This is a genomic window from Pseudonocardia sp. KRD291, from assembly GCF_019263595.1.
GTDB lineage: Bacteria > Actinomycetota > Actinomycetes > Mycobacteriales > Pseudonocardiaceae > Pseudonocardia.
Window position 1 is genome coordinate 1 of sequence record NZ_JADQDD010000102.1, and the last position, 18,992, is coordinate 18,992.

An 18,992-nucleotide genomic window follows, 5' to 3' on the forward strand; every position below is an offset into this window, starting at 1 on the left:
CCCGTTGCCCCCGTTGCCCCCGTTGCCCCCGTTGCCTCGGCGCGAACCTCCCTCCGGGCGAGGTCCCAGCACCGGAGCTCCTCGCTGAGGAAGGTGGGCAGGAACACGGCCATGACGATGCCGTCCGTCGATCGGACGCGGTGCAGGACCGAGTCCGGCACGTTCCGCGCGTGCCGGCACACGGTGTAGGCCCCCGAATGGGAGAAGAACGCCGGTGCCCGCGACACGTCGAGTGCAGCGTCCATGGTTGCGGGTGCGGTGTGGGACAGGTCGACGAGCATCCCGAGGTCGTTGAGCTCGGTCACGACCGAGCGTCCGAAGTCGCTCAGGCCGCCGGTGTCGACGACATCGGTGCAGCTGTCGGCCCAACCGGTGTTCCTCGTGTGCGTCAACGTCAGGTACCGGGCGCCGAGCCGGTGGAACAGGCGAAGGACGTCGAGCGAGTCGAGGATCTGGTGCCCGCCCTCCACCCCGATCAGCGAGGCGATCCGGCCCTCGGCGTTGATCTTCTCGATGTCGTCCGCGGTGAGGGCGAGGGCGGTCCGGTCCGGATAGAGCGCCTGGATGCGGTGGATCCCCTCGAACTGCTCCAGCGTCCCCGCTGCGAGCGCCTCACCGGCCGTCGAGCACGGCATCCACACGGACCAGAACTGGGCGCCCACCCCACCGGCGCCGAGCCGGACCAGGTCCGTCTGGAGTGCGTGGGGCTGCGCGACGCCGATGTCGAGCGTGCCGAAGTCCATTCCGGCCTTGTCGCGGATCTTCGAGATCATGTCGTTGTGGCCGTCGATCAGCGGCGCTTCGGCGAGAAGCGCCGCGATGCCGTCACCGGGATGCACGGTCATCTGACTCCTTCGGGACGTGTGGCGCCGTGACCCCCTAGTCACCGTCGTCATCGTCCGGTGCGCCCGGGACGGCCGGGGCCTCGGCCGCCGGAGGGGACGCGGCGGCGGCGTCGTCATCACCGCCGGCGTCGTCCACCGGAACCAGGCCGAACACGGCGAAGCTGATGGCCCAGTAGGCGATGTAGCCGACCAGCAGCGCGGCCCCGTGCCAGCGGCGCAGCCTCCCCGTGAACAGGGCGTACGCCGCGAACCCGTTGATCACGATCAGCGCTGGCAGGTGCCAGGTGAACACGTCGGAGGTGATCACGATCGCGCCACCGGCCAGCACGATGATGCCGAGCTTGGCGGTCACCGAGAACACCACGCTGCCGACGACGTTCCCGACGCCGATCGCGGGCGCGCCCCGCCGGGCCGGTTCGACGGTCAGGAAGATGTCCTCGAGGGAGAGCACCAGGGTCGCGATCGTCGCGCCGAAGACCGTGCCGCTGATCTCGAAGTTCTCCAGGATCCCCTCGGTGCCCTCGGACATCGCCCACGCGCCGACGACGAGGCCGAGCAGCGCCAGGATCGCCAGGAGCAGCAGGACCCCGCCGGAACGGCGGTTCTCCTTCGCGACCGCGAGGTCGCCGGTCTCGTAGAGGCCTCCCGCGTGGCCCGGGCCGGCGTCTCCCCCGGAGCCCCCTCCGCCGCTGTCGAAGCGGTGGCCGGCGACCGCTCGGACCTCGTCGTGGTCGAGCGACTCGAGCACCTCGGCGCTGCGGAACGTCGGCATCGCCCGGTGGTACTCGCGGTAGGCGATGTAGGCCACGAACGCGAGGAACAGCAGGATCAGCACGATCGCCGACGCGACGCCCAGCTCGCCGACCAGAGCGATCGGGATCAGGAGCAGCGGTGCGGCCGCGAAGATCGCGATGTAGTCCCGGGGTATCTCCACCCGGCATGGCGCGATCAGTGCGGCGAGCCCCAGCACCAGGCCGGTCATCGACAGGACGGTCCCGAAGATGACGCCGATCGCGACGTCCTCCAGGCCCTCGAGGTTCAGCACGATGCCGAACGCGAGGTCGTCGAACTCGATACCGGTGAACAGGATCGCCAGCAGGAACAGGGATACCGCGAGACCGCGGGCCGCGCCGACCAGATAGGTGATCAGCTTCTCGGCGCTGTAGACGAGCACCGCCGCCCCGGCGGCGAAGACGATGAGCGACGTTATCGAGTTCATGGCTCTGGGTGCTCCTCCTCGAGCAGAGGTCGGCCCGGACGCCGGCCTATTTCCTTTGCGAAGGCCGACGGCCCGCGAGGTGGTCGGAGGTCCGCCTGCCGGCGGACCTCCGACCCCTCACGGGCTCCCGGGCCACAACCTCGACTGCTCGGGGTGGTCGTCGTCGAGCAGCCGGTGCGCCAGCGCGATCGCCTCGTTCGGATCGATCTGGTCGAAGGCCGGGTTCCCGTTGGAGAGGCCTTCGAAGACGTCCGCGAGGTCGTCCGCCGCGACAGGGGACAGCTCGTCGTCCCGGCCGCAGACCACGTAGCGCAACCGGATCACGCCCGCGGCCTGCAGCATCAAGGCACCGTAGGTGTCATGTGCGGCCGTCACCGGCCCGGATCGTTGCTCTTCCACGCCGGCTCCCCTCTCAGCGGGTGGCGCGCTTCTTGAGCTCGGCCGCGGCGGCACCGGGGTCGGGGGCGCCGTAGATCGCCCCGCCCGCCACCGCGACCACGGCACCGGCGTCGCGCACCGAGGCGATCGTGTCCGCCTTCACCCCGCCGGCGATCGAGAACGGAACCCCGGCCAGCCGCCCGTCCTCGAGCAGCTGCTCGATCGAGTACCCCGGACGCGCCTGCTCGTCGAGACCCGCGTGGATCTCCACGAAGTCCACACCCAGCTTCGCGACCTCCTGGATCCGGGAGACCCGCTCATCCACGACACTGATCATGTCCGCCACGACCTGCTTGCCGAACTTCTTCCCCGCCGCGACAGCACCACGGATCGTGTCGTCATCGGCGGCACCCATCACCGTCACCAGATCCGCGCCGGCCTCGAACGCCAGCGTCGCCTCCAGCTCACCGGCATCAGCGGTCTTCAGGTCCGCGAACACCTGCTTGTCCGGGTGCGCCGCCTTGATCGCGGTCACCGCCGCGATCCCCGCCGACTTCACCAACGGCGTCCCCAGCTCGAGGATGTCCACGTGCTCGGCCACCTGGTTCGCCAGGGTCAACGCCGACGGAAGGTCCAGCACATCCAACGCCACCTGCAACTTCACAACAATCTCCTCATCGCCACGAGCACGTCCAAGTCCCGACAACCATCACCGACCCCACCAAAAACCGGCAACACCCCAGCACATCCGGAAAAACAATCCCCCGATACACACCACGAATAGCCACCACCGATCCCGGCCGTCCTAGACTCGAAGCCGTGTCGAATCAGCCTCTGATTGCGCCGTCCATACTTTCCGCCGACTTCGCCCGGCTCGCCGACGAGATGGCCGCCGTGCGCGGAAAGTCCGGCCGCGGCGCGGACTGGCTGCACGTGGACGTGATGGATGCACACTTCGTGCCGAACCTGACCCTGGGCCTGCCGGTCGTGAAGTCGATGCTGGCCGTCACCGACCTTCCGGTGGACTGCCACCTCATGATCGAGAAGCCGGACCACTGGGCGATCGGCTACGCGGAGGCGGGCTCGTACAACGTCACGGTGCACGTCGAGGCCGCCGACGATCCGGTCATGCTCGCCAAGAACCTGCGCGCCGCGGGCGCGAAGGCGGGGCTGGCGATCAAGCCGGGCACGCCGCTGGACCCCTACCTCGAGGTGCTCAAGCACTACGACACCCTGCTGGTGATGTCCGTGGAGCCCGGCTTCGGCGGCCAGACGTTCATCGCCGACGTTCTCGACAAGGTGCGCACGGCGCGGACGCTGGTCGACACCGGCCACCTGAACCTGATGGTGGAGATCGACGGCGGCATCAACGCCGACACGATCGAACAGGCGGCCGAGGCCGGCGTCGACTGCTTCGTCGCCGGCTCGGCCGTCTACGCGGCCACGGACCCGGCGCAGGCAGTGGAAGGGCTACGCCGCCAGGTGGAAGCGCTCTCCGAGCGATCGACCTGATCAGACGCCGAGCATCCGCCGCAGGTCAGGGGCGTGACGCCGGGAGACGGGCACGAGCTCGTGGTTCCGTGAGTCCATGATCAGGAACAGCTCGCCCTTGATGCCCCGCTCGACCTCCGCCACCCGGCGCAGGTTCACCAGATACCGCCGGTGCACCCGGCGGATCCCGTAGGGCGCCAGCGACCGCTCGACGTTGTCCAGGCCGCGGGTCGCGGCCTGGATCCGGCCGCGCTCGGTGACCAGCCAGACGATGTTCCGGTCGGCCTCCGCGTAGCGGATCTCCGACGGAGCCAGCAGGACCAGCCGGTCGTTGCGCATCCCGATGATGCACCGGGGCAGTGGGCCGACCACCTCGTCGTCGTCCTGCTCGTAGGCTTCGCCGTCCTGCTCCCCGAACGCGCACAGCATGCCCACCACATGGTTGGCGTCGACGACGGACCGCATCGTCAGCGGAACGGCCGCTTCGCCGGGACACACCGGCAGCCGCGCGTAGCCGCACCATTCCACGTTTCCCTCCGCCCGCGCCTTCGCCCACCGCACCACGTCCGGCAGCCCGGCGATGTCCGGGCTCCAGCGCTCCGCCGGTTCGGTCGCGCCCGCGACGATGGGGGTCTCGCCGGCCAGCCCGAGCATCGCGACCGCAGCGTCGTTCGCGGCGAGCACGTTGCCGCCGCGGTCCATCGCCATGAACGCGCCACGGGTCTGCGCGCTCCTCCTGGTGAACTCGGCGATCACCTTGTCGGCCTCGTAGATGGCGCGCCGGTAGATCTCCTGTTCCACACACGAGACCGCCTTCGTCAGCCACGGCGGCACGAGCTTGGGCAGCGACGCGTTCCACCGCGAGATGTTGATCGACGCGACCGGCACGCCGGTCACCACGTCACGGACGGAGATGCCCGCGCAGGCCCACTGGTGGAACGCCTGGCACCAGTGTTCCGGCCCCGTCACGGTCACCGGGCCGGACACCTCGAGCGAGGTACCCATCCCGTTCGTGCCGGTGCACGCCTCCGACCACGACGACCACGGCGCGAGATTGTGCAGCTCAGCGCGCCGCTGCGCGGAGGGGTCGCCCCAGGCGCCGAGGACGCGCCCCTTGCCGTCCGCCACGGTGACGACGGCGCCGTCGCGTGCGACCTCCTGGCCGGCCAGCGCACCCAGCCCGCCGAGTCCGGTGAAGATCACGCTGTTGTCGACCCGATGGGCATCGTCGCCCCGGGCCCCGGGCGCGACGTCCAGCGTGCGGTCGACGTCGTACTGGTCCCGGCACCGGTACCACGAAGCCAGGATGTCGGGCCGCACGCCCGTCTCGATGTCCTCGCCCGCCGCGAAGTCCTCCCACGCGCGAGCCACCTCCCTGGCCGACGGGGAGGCCACCAGGGAACCGTCGGGTACGCGCTCACGTCCGCTGGGCCGACTCGGTGCGATCACCAGCGGTGGCACTCGTCCGGTCATCGTGACCTCCTTGTCGCCTGACACACCGGAGATCCTGGGACCGCCGGGCACGGACAGAATTGCCAAAGTATCTCGACGCGGCCGAACACTTCAAGACATGTTCACGCCGCTCGGCCACACGGGAGTACAGCTAACCGATAGGATAGGTAGGCCACAGACAACCTCACAGGTTCCGCGAAACGGCGGCGAATGCGTGCGATTGTCCGGCGAATCTACTACCGCTGGAGACCGGTTCTCCCGCCGCCGATCACCGATTCACCACCGTTCGTCAACGGTCGACACACGCTGCTTGCCCTCGATTCGAGTCGACGATTAACGTGCGACGAAAGGTCGCATCGCCGCGCCCGGCCCGACAGACCGAAGGCGGTCTTCCCTTGGCACAGGTACGCCATCTCGACCCCAGCCCTCGCGGCCGAGGCGACGCGACGGTCCACCAGGCGTGGGAGCGGTTCGCGGCGGGCGAGGACGAGCTCAGCGGTGTGCGACCCGAGATAGCGATCTCCTGGCACCGGTGCCGGGACCAGTACCGGGTCGACCCCCAGCTCGCCAAGGCCCCGGCGGCGGTGGCCGAGGTCGACCACGGGCTGGAGCACGACGTCGTGATCGCCGAACTCGGCTTCCGCGCCGCCGCGATGGCGCACGAGGTCAGCACCGTGGGTGGCATCGTGACCATCGCCGACTCGACCGGCCGGGTCCTGGCCCAGTGGGGCGATCAGGGCACGCGCGCCGCGGCCGCCGAGGCCAACCTGGCGCGATGGTTCTGCTGGTCCGAGGCCGCCACCGGGACGAACGGCATGGGTACCGCGCTGATGTCCTACACCCCGGTGCTGATCCGCGGCGCCGAGCACTGGTGCCAGGTCCTGCACGACTGGACCTGCGCCGGTGCGGCGGTCCGGGACGTGGTGACCGGCAAGCCGGTCGCGGTACTCAACATCTCCTGCTGGCGCGGCGAGCTGCCCGGGACCGTGTCCACCTGGCTCGGCAACGCCGCGACGATGACCCAGCGCATCCTGCGCCAGCGCGCCAGGGACGACGGCGCCGAGCTGATGGCCGCCTTCAACCACGTCCGGTCGGGCTCGAGCGCGGCGCTCGCGGCCGTCGATCCCGCGGGCCGGATCGTCCTGGCCGACGACACTGCCGGCGTGCTCCTCGGCATCCCGGGCTCCACGCCGGCGCCCGACCCCGCGGTGCGCTGGAAACCGGAACTGCCCGAGTTCATCCGGGCCGCCAGGTATGCCGCCGAGCAGGCGGCGCGCAACCCCGACTGGGCCGGTTCGACGCAGATCTACACCCGGCTCGCCAGCGAACCGACGGCGATCAGCTTCCGGCCGGTGTTCCTGTCCGGGCACCTGGTCGGCAACATCGTCCTGTTCGGTGTGTCGGAAGGTGATCCGCTGCCCCGCGCGGGAGAGGACGCCCCGTCTCGCACGCACTCGCGTCGGATGGTCGCGACGCGCGAGAACCGTATGGTCCTGCTCAGGACCCCTGAGGTCTCCTTCGCCCAGTCGGACGGCAACGACGTGTGGCTCTCCACCGACGAGGGGCCGTTGCGCTCGGCCTCGCTCGGCCTCGACCGGCTCGAAGCCGAGCTGAGCGACGCCGGCTTCCTACGGGTGCACCGCCAGTACGTCGTGAACCTCAGCCGTATCCGGGAGGTCGAGCGCCGGGACAAGGGCGAGCTGGTCCTGGTCATGGACGACCGGGCCGCGACGATGGTGCCGGTCTCCCGGCGGAACACACCGACGGTGCGCCGGGCGCTGGAGATCTGACCCGGCGACCGCGGAGCTCCCGGCGTCAGCCTCGGGACCTGTGCACGTCGCAGACGCAGTACATGAGACGGCAGCTGAAGCATGCGGGCTTGTCGACGCACGTGATACAGCGCCCGCAGTGCACCGGATCCGTGTGCAGCGCGAGCTCGTCCGGCCCGTAACGCTCCCCGCAGTACAGGCACGGCAGATGCTCCTGGTGCCGGGGCGCCGAGGATCGGGTCATCACATCACCGCTTGTTTCCGTCGTCGGCGGCTGACGCACCGAACCGGTGGTCGAGCCGTTCGCCGGAACGGCTCGACCACCGGTCGGTACACATCAGTAGGACCTACCTGTCACAGGTCAGAGGTCACCGGTCACAGGGAGAACACGATCAGCGCGGCACCGTGCCCCTGCCCGGACAGGCCCGGGACGATGCCTTCCAGCCAGCCACCCCAGCCGACCGGTACCGCGATGTACTGCTTGCCATCGACGGTGTAGGTGCTCGGGCTGCTGTGGTGACCGCTGCCGCACTGGAAGCTCCAGAGCTTCTCGCCCGTCTCGGCGTGCAGCGCCAGGAACTCACCCGCCGGGGTGCCCGCGAACACCACGTTGCCCGCGGTGCTCATCGTCGACGCGGCCATCGGCATGTTGTCGAGCCGGTACCGCCACTTCTCCTCACCGTGGGAGTCGAACGCGCTGACCGACCCGGCCATGTTGTCGATGTCGACCTCGACGGCGGCACCCCAGTAGGGCATGCCCTCCTTGAACTCGCGGCGCCGCCGGGTGGCCGTGGCGCCCACGTCGGCCACCGGGACGTAGAACAGGTCGTGGTCGGGGTTGTACGAGGCGTGGGTCCACTCCTTCGCGCCGGCCGGACCGGGGAAGAAGTGGCAGGGCTCGCCCTCCTTGTCCGGGTACTTCCGCGGCATGAACTTGCCGTCGCGGGTGATGACGCCCCAGTCGATCCGGTCGACGAACGGGGTGACGTGCTGCAGCTCGCCGTTGGTCCGGTCGAGGACGAACATGTACCCGTTCTTGTCGAAGTGAGCGAGCAGCTTCTTGCCGTCCCGCTCGAACAGGGTCATCTCCATCGTGGAGTCGTAGTCCCAGAGGTCGTGCGGGGTGAACTGGTAGTGCCACTTGATCTCGCCCGAGTCCACGTCCAGGGCGACCACGCTGTCGGTGTAGAGGTTGTCCCCCGGCCGGACCTCGCCGTCGAAGTCGGGAGCCGGGTTCCCGGTGCCCGCGTAGTAGAGGTTCAGCTCCGGGTCGTAGGTGCCGGTGACCCAGTGGTTCCCACCGCCGCGCTGCCAGGCCTCGCCGTCGTCCGGCCAGGTCTCCGAGCCGGGCTCACCCGGCTTCGGCACGGTGTAGGTGCGCCAACGCTGCTCGCCGGTCTCCAGGTCCCAGGCGTCGATGTGGCCGCGCACGCCGTACTCGCCACCGGCGGAACCGGTGATGAGGAAGTCCTTGATGACCAGCGGAGCGATCGACGCGCTCTCGCCGGCCCGCACGTCACCGATCGTCTTCTGCCAGACCTTCTGGCCGTTGGTGGCGTCGAGCGCGACCAGCTGGGCGTTCTGGGTCACCATGTAGACCTTGCCGTTCGCCACCGCACAGCCGCGGTTCACGTTCGCACAGCACAGCGTCACGTCGATCGGGACCGCATGCTTGTAGCGCCACAGCTGCTCGCCGGTCTTCGCGTCGAGCGCCCAGAGCCAGCCGTCCCAGCCGGTGACGAACATGATGCCGTCGACGACCAGCGGGCAGGCTTCGAACGCGTAGGTCGAGGTCGAGGCGATCATCCCGGTCGCGCTCGCCTGGAAGATCCAGGCGACCTTCAGGTCCTTGGCGTTCCCGGCGTTGACCTGGTCGAGCAGGCTGTGCCGCTTGCCGTCGTAGTCGCCGTAGTACGTGATCCAGTTCTGGGACTCACTGCGCGCCTGGAGGATGCGCTCGTAGTTGATCCCGCGCGTCACGTCCGGCGCGCTGTGCGGCAGCTTGGACAGGTTGCCGTGGTTGAACGCCTTGCCGGCGTCGACATACTCGATAGTCATCTGTGGTCACTGCCCTTCTACGGCCGCGGCTGCGCGGGTCGGTCGAGCTTGGCCTCCGGCGGCACCTCTCCGGCCACGACGATGGCGGCGGTCAGGCCCCGGCCCTCGTCGTTGCCGGCCGGCGAGCCGTACCAGTAGCAGCCGGGACCGTCCAGCTCCAGCGTCGCGCTGCCCTTGGAGTGGTTCAGCAGGCCGATGAACTGCTTGTCGCCGTTGCTGGGCAGCAGGCAGGCGTGGGTGTTCTTGTCGTCGTTGATGATCGTGAGCTCGAGGATGCCGCCGTGCGGCATGATCAGGACCCCCGGTTCCCACACCATCGCGTCCTCCGGGATCCGGATGGTCGCCTCCATCGTCCCGTCGGCACGCTCGGTCGCCTTGGCGATCGAGCCGGTCCCGAGCACGGCGCCGATGGTCGCCTTGTTCTGTCCGCCGAGTTCGGACAGGAGATCTTCTCGTTCCTGGGCGATCGTCATCGGACTTCACCTCCTCGTCATCGAGAAATGAGTATGTCGGCCGATTTCACGGAATCGCCTGCGCGCGCAGGCGTCACATCGCGGCCGAGCTTGATGCGGCATGCCGGTCACAGGTACTGGTGCGACGTTTTTTTGCCACTGACCCTGTAACTGCTTCGAACCCTAGCCCGGTGTGAGCCATTCCGGATATCTGTCGCCGCTAACCGGGCGGGATCTGCCGTTCGCCCGGGAGAAGGTACCGTTCGTACCTGCCGCGTCGGCGGACCGGGAAGAATTCGCGGAATCGCCCGGAACAGTCCTGTATCCGCACAGCAGGAATCGCCCCGAAGGCCCGCTCGAGCACGGCCTTCGGGGCGCACGTCCGGAGGTTTCAGCCCAGATCGAACCGGTCGACTTCCATGACCTTCACCCATGCCGCGACGAAGTCCCGGACGAACTTCCCGCCCGCGTCGTCGCTCGCGTAGACCTCCGAGAGCGCCCGCAGTTCCGAGCTCGAGCCGAACAGGAGGTCGACCCGGCTCGCGGTCCACCGCACCTCGCCGGTGTGCACGTCGCGACCCTCGTAGACCACGTCTCGGGTGTCGCCGTGCCGCGTCGGCGCCCACCGCGTCCCCATGTCCAGCAGGTTGACGAAGAAGTCGTTCGTCAACACTCCCGGCGTCGAGGTCAGGACCCCCGCCGGGGAACCTCGGTGGTTGGCTCCGAGCACCCGCAGCCCGCCGATCAGTACCGTCATCTCGGGCACGCTCAACCTCAGCCGGCTCGCCCGATCCACCAGCAGTTGCTCCGGCGGCACCCCGGCGCCGTCGCCGACGTAGTTCCGGAAGCCGTCCGCCCCGGGAAGCAACGCGCCGAACGACCCGACGTCGGTCCATTCCTGGGTCGCGTCGGTGCGCCCGGCACGGAACGCGACGTCGACCTCGTGGCCACCGGCCGCGGCGGCGTGTTCCACCGCGGCACACCCGCCGAGCACGATCAGGTCGGCCATCGAGATCCGCGTGCCCGCCGCCCCGGAGGCGTTGAACCGCTCCCGGATCGCGTCCAGCGCGGACAGCACGGCACCCAGCTGCTCGGGGTCGTTGACCTCCCAGCCGCGCTGCGGTTCGAGCCGGATCCGCGCCCCGTTCGCCCCGCCGCGCTTGTCGGTGTCGCGGTACGTCGACGCCGACGCCCACGCCGTGGCGACGAGCTGCGCCACCGTCAGGCCGGACCCGAGGACCTCGCGCTTGAGGGCGGCGACGTCGCCTGCGGTCACCAGCTCGTGGTCCACCTCCGGCACCGGGTCCTGCCAGATCAGCCGTTCGGCCGGGACGAGCGGTCCCAGGTACCGGTCGATCGGGCCCATGTCGATGTGCGTCAGCTTGAACCAGGCCCGCGCGAACGCGTCCTCGAACTGCTCCGGGTGCTCGAGGAACCGCCGTGAGATCGCCTTGAAGGCCGGGTACTCCCGAAGCGCGAGGTCCGTGGTGAGCATGACCGGGTGGTGCTTCGTGTCCGGGTCGAAGGGGTCCGGCACGGTGCCCTCACCGTGGCCGTCGCTCGGGATCCACTGCCACAGGCCCGCCGGGCTGAGCTCGACGTCCCACCCGGAGGCGAAGAGCGTTTCGAAGAACGTGTGGTCCCACTCGACGGGCGTACGCGTCCACATGCCTTCCAGCCCGCTGGTGACCGTGTCCGCCCCGATGCCGCTGCCGTGCCCGCCGCGCCAGCCCAGGCCCTGTGCGGACAGCGGTGCGCCCTCCGGCTCGGGGCCGGCGGTCGTGTTCGGGTCGGCCGGCCCGTGTGTCTTACCGAACGTGTGCCCTCCCGCGATGAGCGCCACCGTCTCCTCGTCGTCGAGCCCCATCCGTCCGAAGGTCTGGCGGATGTCGCGGCCCGCGAGCCGCGGGTCGGGGTTGGTCGCCGGGCCCTGCGGATCGACGTAGATCAGGCCCATCTCGCTGGCCGCCAGCGGCTCGTCGAGCTCGCGCAGGCCGCGGTACCGTTCTTCGGCCAGCCACTTTCGTTCCGGCCCCCAGTAGGTCTCGTCGGGCTCCCACACCTCCGGACGACCGCCGCCGAACCCGAAGGTCGCGAAGCCCATCGACTCCAGTGCCCGGTTGCCGGCGAAGACCATCAGGTCCGCCCAGGAGATCCGGGCCCCGTACTTCTGTTTCACCGGCCACAACAACCGGCGCGCCTTGTCCAGGTTGCGGTTGTCCGGCCAGCTGTTCAACGGGGCGAAGCGCTGCATCCCGGCACCTGCGCCGCCTCGGCCGTCACCGACGCGGTAGGTCCCGGCGGCATGCCAGGCCATGCGCAGTACGAGCGGGCCGTAGTGTCCGAAATCGGCAGGCCACCAGTCCTGCGACGTCGTCAGCATCTCGTCGATGTCCCGGGCCAGCTCGTCGAGATCCAGCGACCTGAATCGATCGGCGTAGCCGGCGTCCGCGGGCCGATACCGGCGCAGTGGCGTCAGGTCGACCCGGTGGGGCCACCAGTCGGAGGCACGACCGCTCGCCGGCTTGTCCCGGACGCTGCCCACGATCTTGTCGTAGGTGCGGTAGACGTGCGTGTCAGGATTCTCGGGCATCGGTGTCCTCCCCGATCGGCCGCGGGTCGGCCGAAGAGCAGCGGCAGCTCCGAACCACTCGGATCGCCGCCGCCGGAGTCGACGCAAGGCCGGCGCCTTGCGTCGACTCAGACGAGCAGAACGGGCTTGAAGAACGGCCCGTCAGCCCCGGTGGAAGTACCCGGTGGCCTCAGCGCACACCTCGACGACCGTGTACTCCGGAGTTTCCCAGTTCATTTCTTCCTCCTCGATGTCGTGATCCGCGCAAACCCGAGGACAACACCACGACTTTCCGCGGTCACGCAAGATCCTCCGCGAGTTAATGGAGCCGTTGCAACAGACCTCGAACCAGTGGTCCGCGATCGGTGCCGAACGGGGCTCCGGAGTGCACGAGTGGGGTGGACGCGTACACCGACGGCGCCCGCAGCACACCTCGACCGCCCCTGGCGCCCACTCGGGGGCCGTCGGCGACGCCGACCGATGCGTGACGAACCCATAAGGACATCCGCTGCGGCTATAACCATTTCCGATGTCCGTAGACCGAATCTGCCGTGCATAGACTACCGATGTGCGAATCTACCTCGGCTCCGATCACGCAGGGCTCGAACTGAAGGACCATCTGGTCGAGCGGCTTGCCGGCCTCGGCCACGACGTGACCGATGTCGGCCCCCGTGCCTACGACGCGGACGACGACTACCCGCCGTTCTGCGTCGAGGCGGCGCGGCGCGTGGTCGCCGACGAGGGCAGTCTCGGCCTCGTCATCGGCGGTTCCGGGAACGGGGAACAGATCGCCGCGAACAAGGTGCCCGGCGCCCGCGCCGCGCTGACGTGGAACGTCGAGACCGCCCGGCTCGCCCGCCGGCACAACAACGCGCTGCTGGCCGGGGTCGGCGCCCGGATGCACCCGCTCGAGGAGGTCGAGCGCATCGTGGACGCCTTCCTCACCACGGAGTTCGAGGGCGGCCGCCACCAGCGCCGGATCGACCTGCTGGCGGAGTACGAGCGCACCGGCGAACCGCCTGCACTGCCGGATGACGAACCGGGCCACGAGACAGCGGAAGGCCATATCGAGGCGGTCTGATCGCACGTTGATCGCACGAACGCGGACGGCGCCCACTTCCATGATCGGAAGTAGGCGCCGTTTCTGCTGGTCAAGCTCTGTGAGCGGGCGACGGGAATCGAACCCGCGTAGCCAGTTTGGAAGACTGGGGCTCTACCATTGAGCTACGCCCGCGTTTCCGACCGGAGACCGATCAGGCACGTCAGAGTACCCGACCGCACAGCCGTGAACACCTCCGGCCCGCCGTGCGAGCACTCCCGGACGAACGCCCCCGACGAACCGGGAGGTGACGGATGCCGGTGGCGGCGCACGGACGAAGCGCGTGGGTCTATCGGTACGCCTGGCGCCGGCCCGACGGCTCCCGAGGCCGGCCGGGTTCCAGGTGTCGGGACTCCAGGCGCCCGGCCTCTGACCTGGGGCGGCGTGCGACCTACGACGGCGCGGGAGTCGCCCCTCGCGACCTCCTGACGGACGTCGCGACCGGGAGAGGTAAGACACGTCCGGGAGCGGGAACGGATCGCGAGATCGACGCGATGAAAGAGGTGCAAGCACCAAGCCACACATGACCCGTAGAGAAGGAAGCGATGACTGCCCCGTCCCGCACGCCCGACACGACCGCGATCTCCCGCACTCGCCCGAGCAACATGGCGGCGCTCGCCCTGGTCATCCTGGTGTGCCTCAGCGGCTTGATCCCGACGGCGTTCGTCGTACTGTCGTTCTAGTCCCGCAGCGGACGGCTTCGCCCGTCCGGCACGTCGGGGTTGCCGTTGCACCCCAGCGTCCACGTGCTGCCCGAACCCCACGGGCCGGGCAGCACCGGACACGCGGTCCGGCCGCGCCGGTCCGCGGCGGCCCCACGACATCTCCCGCTCGATGACGGGCCTTCACCCGGCGGCGGTGCGACCGGTCTAGACTGCGCGCGACGGGGTGTGGCGCAGCTTGGTAGCGCACTCGCTTTGGGAGCGAGGGGCCGTGGGTTCAAATCCCGCCACCCCGACCACATCTGAGCTGCGACGATGCCTCGGACGAGCCGGCTCAGCCGCCCGGCGTCACCGTGAGATCGCGCAGGGCCGGCCAGACGACCGTCCACGGTGCGTTCCTCCCGCTGAGCATCCACACCGTCGCCTTGTCGGGCACCAGTCCCCCGTACGTCCCCAGTGGAGTGGCCGACTCGACCGTCGTCACGGGTCGGATCTCGGCGAACCACGGGCGCAGCCGGCTCGGGTCACCGACGAGCAGCATCCGATCCTGGTGTTGCGGAGGCGGCGGGAACCAGCCGTAGGCGCGGTTCGTGCTGACCGCGGCGGGCAGCCCCAGCTCCGGCGGGGCGGCGTCGAGGTATGCCGCGTAGACGTAGGGGGTCCCCCCGAGCGCGGTGCGGGCCCGCTCCTCGGGCGGCAGGTCACGGTAGGCGCGGGCGGTCGCGGCCACCATCGGGTCGGCGAACGCGGGCGAGGCCAGCAGGACCGAGGACGCGAGCCCCCCGACGGCCAGCACCGCACCGAGCGTGACGACCGGCCATGCGGTCCGCGCCCGGCCCGCGACCCGCCGGTGCTGCAGCGCGACCGCTCCGATCGCCACGAACACGGGGTAGAGGGGCAGCGGGTAGTAGTGGCGCCCGGAGCTGAGCACGACGGCGGCGAACAGGACCACGAACGTCACCGCGAGGAAGCGGTACTCCCGCCACCGCGGAGCGCGCCACAGCGCGAGCAGCCCGTAGGCCGTCGTCGCGAGGACCAACGGCCCGGCGACGGCCAGCCCGTGCAGCGCGACGACGGCGAGGTTGCCGTAGATCAGCGAGTTCTCGGCCGCCACCACGTCGGTCATCGCGAGCTGGGGCCAGCCGTTGGCCGCCTGCCAGAGCAGGGTCGGCGCGGCGATCAGGAGCGCGAGCACCGAGCCCGCCCAGAAGGCGGGCCGGCGCAGCAGCGCGCGCGGGCCCGTCATCGCGACCGCGGCGACCACGACGACGCCCAGCGCCATCACCTGGAACCTGGTCTGCGCGGTGACGCCGACGACCACCCCGAGGAGCAGCAGCAGCCGGTCGTCGCGGACCCTGACCCAGCGCAGCAGGAGCCAGAAGATCACCGCCCAGAACGCAGGCTCGAGTGTGTACGGGGTCAGCCAGTGCCCGAACTGGGCGGCGGCCACACAGGTGCCCTGCACGAGTGCGGCCAGGGTCTGGGACCGGGTGTCCCCGCCGAGCTCCCTGGCCATGAGCGCGGTCAGCAGCACCGCACCGGCGGTCGCCAGCACGGCCGGTACGGCCAGGACGAGCTGCGAGCCCGGCGCGACCGTGTCGGCGAGCCGGGCCAGCAACGGCGTCAGCGGTGGTTGGTCGACCGAGCCGAGGTCCAGGTGGTGCCGCCCGATCGCCAGCATCAGGTCCTCGTCGAACCAGCGGCGGGGCACGGCGGCCAGTGCCAGGTGGGCGACGGCGACGACACCGGCGACGACCGCGACCGGAACCGCGGCGAACCGGGGAACGGGCACCGGACGCCGTTCCCGCTCGTCGGCTCGTTCCTGCCCTGCGGTGGCGATGACGATCACGTCCTTCGGAGATGGTCCCGGGCGGACCGGCGGGTTCCCGTGCCCAGCAGACACCCGGCCGTAGCGGCACACTCAAGCTCCGGGGCCGTGATTCACCTCATGTCCGCCGGTTGCGCACACCGGACATGACCATGCCGCGAGGCTCACCTGACCGCCTCGGACGCGGGCGGGCACGGGTCGAAACACCGGTGCCGTGGCGCGCCCGAGCTGCTGAGATGGGGCCATGACCGCACCGCACGTCCACACCGTCCCCGCCGACGGTCCGCCCGTCGCCGGCGAGCAGGACGCACTCGACCTCATCGGCGACGCGTTCGGTGCCGGGGCGGACGCGGTGGTGCTCCCGGTCGAGCGCCTCGCCCCGGAGTTCTTCCGCCTCCGCACCGGGGTGGCCGGCGCCGTCGTGCAGAAGTTCGTGAACTACCGGGTGCGACTGATCATCATCGGCGACGTCTCGGCCCACGTCGAGGCGGGCGGTCCGCTCGCGGACTGGATCCGGGAGACCGGCTACGGGCGCGACGTCTGGTTCGTCGCCGACCGGGCGGAGCTGGACCGTCGCCTCGCCGCGACGGGCTGACCCACCTTCACCGGGCCGCGGGTGCCGACGTAGGCCGCGGGCTCAGGAGTCCTGGACGATCTCGAGGCCGTTGCCGTCGAGGTCGCGGAAGGCAAACATCGGCGGGACGCCGGGCCAGTTCAGGAGCTCGCCCACGTCGACGCCGGCGCCGGCGAGCTCCGTGTGTAGGGCGGCCGCGTGGGCGGTGGTGAACCGGATGCCGCTCTCACCGCCCGCGGGCAGGCCGTCGCGTGCCCGGACCAGGGCGACGGTCACCGGGGCGCCCGGCGGCGCGACCTCGATCCAGCGCGATCCCATCTGCGGGATCGGCGCGTCCATCCGCGTCTCGAACCCGAGCGTGCCGGTGTAGAACTCCAGGGCCTCGTCCTGGTCGGTGACCGGGACGCCGATCGTGTGGATGCCGCGGATACGTCCGGCGTGCTCGCTCATGGTGGGCTCCCTGTTCGAGGTGAGGTCACCGTGATGACCGCCGTCCGGCCCGGAAGTCATCGGTCGGGCCGGGCGCTGGCACGCCGGGGCCCGGACGGGCACGCGGGGCCCGGAACGTGATCGCTACGGTTCCCTCGGCGACAGGGAGGTCCCATGACCGGTACATCGAGCAGCGTCGTGATCGTCGGCGCGGGCTTCGGCGGCATCGCGGCCGCGATCGAGCTGCGCAACAACGGCATCACCGACGTGACGATCATCGACGCCGCCCCCGGGATCGGTGGGACCTGGCTGCACAACACCTATCCCGGCGCGGCCTGCGACGTCCCCAGTCACCTGTACTCGTTCTCGTTCGCCCAGCGCCGGAACTGGACCCGGCTGTGCTCGCCGCAGTCGGAGATCCTCGAGTACCTGCGCGGGGTCGCCCGCGAGTACGGCGTCGCGGACCTGCTGGTGCCGGACACCCGGATCGTGTCCTGCGTCCGCGAGTCCGCCGGGGGTGCGTGGACGCTCACCGCCGAGGACGGCCGGGAGTTCACCGCCGACGCCGTCGTGATCGCGACCGGGCAGCTCAACCGGCCGTCCGTGCCGCCGATCCCCGGGCGGGAGAGCTTCGCCGGGCACGAGTTCCACTCCGCGCGCTGGGACCACGACCACGACCTGCGCGGGCGCCGCGTCGCCGTCGTCGGGACCGGGGCGAGCGCGGTGCAGTTCGTCCCGGAGATCGCGCCGGAGGTCGAGCACCTGGCGTTGTTCCAGCGCAGCGGCAACTGGTTCCTGCCCCGGCGCAACCGCACGTTCCCGTCCTGGTGGAAGGCCGCGATCCGGTACGTGCCGGGCCTGCAGCGGTGGCGGCGCCGGTTCATGACCGAGTACTGCGAGTCGCTGACGCTGATGATCCGCCACCCCGGCACCGTCGGGCGCGTCGGACGGCTGCTGTCCTCGACGTTCATGCGCTGGCAGCTGCGCGACCCGGAGGTCCGCCGCCAGGCCTGGCCGGACTACACGTTCGGCTGCAAGCGGATCCTGTTCAGCTCCTGGTACCTGCCCGCGCTGCAGCGCGAGAACGTGGAGCTGACCACCGAGAAGATCACCGAGATCGTCCCGGAGGGTGTGCGGACCGCGGACGGGCGCACGCACGAGGTGGACACGATCATCTGGGGCACCGGCTTCGCGGCCACCGACTTCATGTTCCCGATGGACGTCACCGGGCCCGGCGGGCGCTCGCTGGCGCAGGAGTGGTCCGAGGGGCCGCACGCCCACCTGGGGATGACCGTCCCGGGCTTCCCGTCGCTGTTCGTGCTCTACGGCCCGAACACCAACACCTCCGGCGGGTCGATCATCCTCTACCTGGAGGCGCAGGCGCGGTACGTGCGGATGGCGCTGCAGGAGACCGCCCGCCGCGACGCCGCCGCGATCGAGGTCCGTCGCGACATCGAGGCCGCGTCCGACCGCGAGCTGCAGGAGCGTTTCGCCGGCACCGCCTGGACCCGCTGCGACTCCTGGTACCGCGACGAGAGCGGCCGGATCGTCACGAACTGGCCGGGCTACATGCGCGACTACCTGGCCAGCACCGCCGAACTCGACGCCGACGAGTACGTCTTCCACCCGTGACACTCGTGCGCGGATATCGCTGCCGGGGCGGCGATATCCGCGCACGAGGGGCCGGGGTCAGTTGCCGGAGAGGGCCTCGCAGCTGATGTCACGGTCGCCCTTGGTCTGGGCGTTGCCGCCGCCCAGGATCCCCAGCACGTTGCCGAGCGTCGCGGTGACGTCCGGGCAGACGTTGACGCCGTTGAGCGCGTTCACGTCGTCCAGGTTGACCAGGCCGAACTTGTCACCGTTCGGGCTGTCCTCGTCGCCGATCACCGGTCCGTCGTCGGTCCCGGTAGCCGGAGCCGCAGTGGCCAGTGGGCTGAGTGCGACCAGTGTTGCTGCGGTGGCGGCCAGGACGACCGCGAGCTTCTTGACCATGTCATCTCCCCGATAAATGAGCAGGCTGGTGTGCCGGAGCCGGGACGTGCGTTGCCGTCACAGCACACGCAACGTAGGCAGCCGGTCACGGCCGGGGCGACGGGTCTCGCTCGAACGAATGACTCCGTTGCACAGCGCGAGATCATGGGGTTTGAACCGCGATTTCCGACGC

General features: G+C 70.2%; 17 protein-coding genes and 2 tRNA genes. 7 read left to right on the forward strand and 12 right to left on the reverse strand.

Going from position 1 to position 18,992, the window contains the following annotated elements:
• From I4I78_RS15860 to hxlA, 4 genes are all read right to left on the reverse strand, one after another.
• The coding region (locus tag I4I78_RS15860) for a membrane dipeptidase (RefSeq protein WP_218612099.1) at positions 1-845 on the reverse strand (845 nt) is incomplete at its 3' end.
• Positions 846-879: 34 nt separating this feature from the next.
• Positions 880-2,064, reverse strand: coding sequence for a sodium:calcium antiporter (locus tag I4I78_RS15865; protein ID WP_218612100.1), 1,185 nt, complete (start codon positions 2,062-2,064; stop codon positions 880-882).
• A 117-nt stretch (positions 2,065-2,181) separates the two neighbouring features.
• Positions 2,182-2,439, reverse strand: a complete 258-nt coding sequence (locus I4I78_RS15870) for a hypothetical protein (protein WP_308252143.1) — start codon at positions 2,437-2,439, stop codon at positions 2,182-2,184.
• 37 nt (positions 2,440-2,476) lie between these two features.
• On the reverse strand, positions 2,477-3,106 hold the full coding sequence (gene hxlA, locus I4I78_RS15875; protein ID WP_218612102.1) for a 3-hexulose-6-phosphate synthase: 630 nt from the start codon (positions 3,104-3,106) through the stop codon (positions 2,477-2,479).
• Positions 3,107-3,276: 170 nt separating this feature from the next.
• Here hxlA and rpe point away from each other — a divergent pair, with 170 nt between their 5' ends.
• The gene (gene rpe, locus I4I78_RS15880; protein ID WP_218612114.1) at positions 3,277-3,954 is read left to right on the forward strand and encodes a ribulose-phosphate 3-epimerase; all 678 of its coding nucleotides are present in this window, start codon (positions 3,277-3,279) and stop codon (positions 3,952-3,954) included.
• Here the strand turns inward: rpe and I4I78_RS15885 are convergent, their stop codons facing one another.
• Entirely contained in the window at positions 3,955-5,328 is a 1,374-nt protein-coding gene (locus tag I4I78_RS15885) for a LytTR family transcriptional regulator DNA-binding domain-containing protein (protein WP_308252145.1), read from the reverse strand.
• A 557-nt stretch (positions 5,329-5,885) separates the two neighbouring features.
• On the opposite strand from I4I78_RS15885, the gene I4I78_RS15890 reads away from it, so the two are divergent.
• Positions 5,886-7,175, forward strand: a complete 1,290-nt coding sequence (locus I4I78_RS15890; RefSeq protein WP_308252146.1) for a LytTR family transcriptional regulator DNA-binding domain-containing protein — start codon at positions 5,886-5,888, stop codon at positions 7,173-7,175.
• A 354-nt stretch (positions 7,176-7,529) separates the two neighbouring features.
• On the opposite strand, the gene I4I78_RS15895 is transcribed toward I4I78_RS15890, so the two are convergent.
• The 3 genes from I4I78_RS15895 to katG all read right to left on the reverse strand — a co-directional run bounded on the left by I4I78_RS15895 (position 7,530) and on the right by katG (position 12,257).
• Positions 7,530-9,212, reverse strand: coding sequence for a PQQ-dependent dehydrogenase, methanol/ethanol family (locus I4I78_RS15895; RefSeq protein ID WP_218612105.1), 1,683 nt, complete (start codon positions 9,210-9,212; stop codon positions 7,530-7,532).
• A gap of 17 nt (positions 9,213-9,229) precedes the next feature.
• Positions 9,230-9,685, reverse strand: coding sequence for an MSMEG_3727 family PQQ-associated protein (locus tag I4I78_RS15900; RefSeq protein ID WP_218612106.1), 456 nt, complete (start codon positions 9,683-9,685; stop codon positions 9,230-9,232).
• A 370-nt stretch (positions 9,686-10,055) separates the two neighbouring features.
• On the reverse strand, positions 10,056-12,257 hold the full coding sequence (katG, locus tag I4I78_RS15905; RefSeq protein ID WP_218612107.1) for a catalase/peroxidase HPI: 2,202 nt from the start codon (positions 12,255-12,257) through the stop codon (positions 10,056-10,058).
• Positions 12,258-12,804: 547 nt separating this feature from the next.
• Here katG and I4I78_RS15910 point away from each other — a divergent pair.
• Complete coding sequence (locus I4I78_RS15910) at positions 12,805-13,317, forward strand: ribose-5-phosphate isomerase (RefSeq protein ID WP_218612108.1); 513 nt, start codon at positions 12,805-12,807, stop codon at positions 13,315-13,317.
• A gap of 82 nt (positions 13,318-13,399) precedes the next feature.
• Here the strand turns inward: I4I78_RS15910 and I4I78_RS15915 are convergent.
• Positions 13,400-13,470, reverse strand: a tRNA-Gly gene (locus I4I78_RS15915).
• A gap of 410 nt (positions 13,471-13,880) precedes the next feature.
• On the opposite strand from I4I78_RS15915, the gene I4I78_RS15920 reads away from it, so the two are divergent.
• Together I4I78_RS15920 and I4I78_RS15925 are read left to right on the forward strand one after the other, a co-directional pair.
• Entirely contained in the window at positions 13,881-14,018 is a 138-nt protein-coding gene (locus tag I4I78_RS15920; protein ID WP_218612109.1) for a hypothetical protein, read from the forward strand.
• A gap of 201 nt (positions 14,019-14,219) precedes the next feature.
• A tRNA-Pro gene (locus I4I78_RS15925) sits at positions 14,220-14,296 on the forward strand.
• A 35-nt stretch (positions 14,297-14,331) separates the two neighbouring features.
• Here the strand turns inward: I4I78_RS15925 and I4I78_RS15930 are convergent.
• On the reverse strand, positions 14,332-15,846 hold the full coding sequence (locus I4I78_RS15930) for a glycosyltransferase family 39 protein (RefSeq protein WP_308252147.1): 1,515 nt from the start codon (positions 15,844-15,846) through the stop codon (positions 14,332-14,334).
• A gap of 223 nt (positions 15,847-16,069) precedes the next feature.
• Between I4I78_RS15930 and I4I78_RS15935 the strand changes: the two genes are divergently transcribed.
• The gene (locus tag I4I78_RS15935; RefSeq protein WP_218612110.1) at positions 16,070-16,420 is read left to right on the forward strand and encodes a DUF4180 domain-containing protein; all 351 of its coding nucleotides are present in this window, start codon (positions 16,070-16,072) and stop codon (positions 16,418-16,420) included.
• Positions 16,421-16,462: 42 nt separating this feature from the next.
• On the opposite strand, the gene I4I78_RS15940 is transcribed toward I4I78_RS15935, so the two are convergent.
• Complete coding sequence (locus tag I4I78_RS15940; RefSeq protein WP_218612111.1) at positions 16,463-16,849, reverse strand: VOC family protein; 387 nt, start codon at positions 16,847-16,849, stop codon at positions 16,463-16,465.
• Positions 16,850-17,002: 153 nt separating this feature from the next.
• On the opposite strand from I4I78_RS15940, the gene I4I78_RS15945 reads away from it, so the two are divergent.
• Positions 17,003-18,460 (forward strand): NAD(P)/FAD-dependent oxidoreductase, encoded by a 1,458-nt coding sequence (locus tag I4I78_RS15945; protein ID WP_218612112.1) that lies wholly within the window; start codon positions 17,003-17,005, stop codon positions 18,458-18,460.
• Positions 18,461-18,517: 57 nt separating this feature from the next.
• Here the strand turns inward: I4I78_RS15945 and I4I78_RS15950 are convergent, their stop codons facing one another.
• Positions 18,518-18,820: a hypothetical protein gene (locus I4I78_RS15950; protein WP_218612113.1), complete on the reverse strand. Its 303-nt coding sequence runs from the start codon at positions 18,818-18,820 to the stop codon at positions 18,518-18,520.
• Positions 18,821-18,992 lie beyond the last annotated feature (172 nt).

Coding starts and splice junctions, on each gene's coding strand:
- I4I78_RS15865 (WP_218612100.1), bottom strand. CDS start 2,064: ATGAACTCGATAACGTCGCTCATCGTCTTCGCCGCCGGGGCGGCGGTG.
- I4I78_RS15895 (WP_218612105.1), bottom strand. CDS start 9,212: ATGACTATCGAGTATGTCGACGCCGGCAAGGCGTTCAACCACGGCAAC.
- I4I78_RS15900 (WP_218612106.1), bottom strand. CDS start 9,685: ATGACGATCGCCCAGGAACGAGAAGATCTCCTGTCCGAACTCGGCGGA.
- katG (WP_218612107.1), bottom strand. CDS start 12,257: ATGCCCGAGAATCCTGACACGCACGTCTACCGCACCTACGACAAGATC.
- I4I78_RS15920 (WP_218612109.1), top strand. CDS start 13,881: ATGACTGCCCCGTCCCGCACGCCCGACACGACCGCGATCTCCCGCACT.
- I4I78_RS15935 (WP_218612110.1), top strand. CDS start 16,070: ATGACCGCACCGCACGTCCACACCGTCCCCGCCGACGGTCCGCCCGTC.
- I4I78_RS15940 (WP_218612111.1), bottom strand. CDS start 16,849: ATGAGCGAGCACGCCGGACGTATCCGCGGCATCCACACGATCGGCGTC.
- I4I78_RS15945 (WP_218612112.1), top strand. CDS start 17,003: ATGACCGGTACATCGAGCAGCGTCGTGATCGTCGGCGCGGGCTTCGGC.
- I4I78_RS15950 (WP_218612113.1), bottom strand. CDS start 18,820: ATGGTCAAGAAGCTCGCGGTCGTCCTGGCCGCCACCGCAGCAACACTG.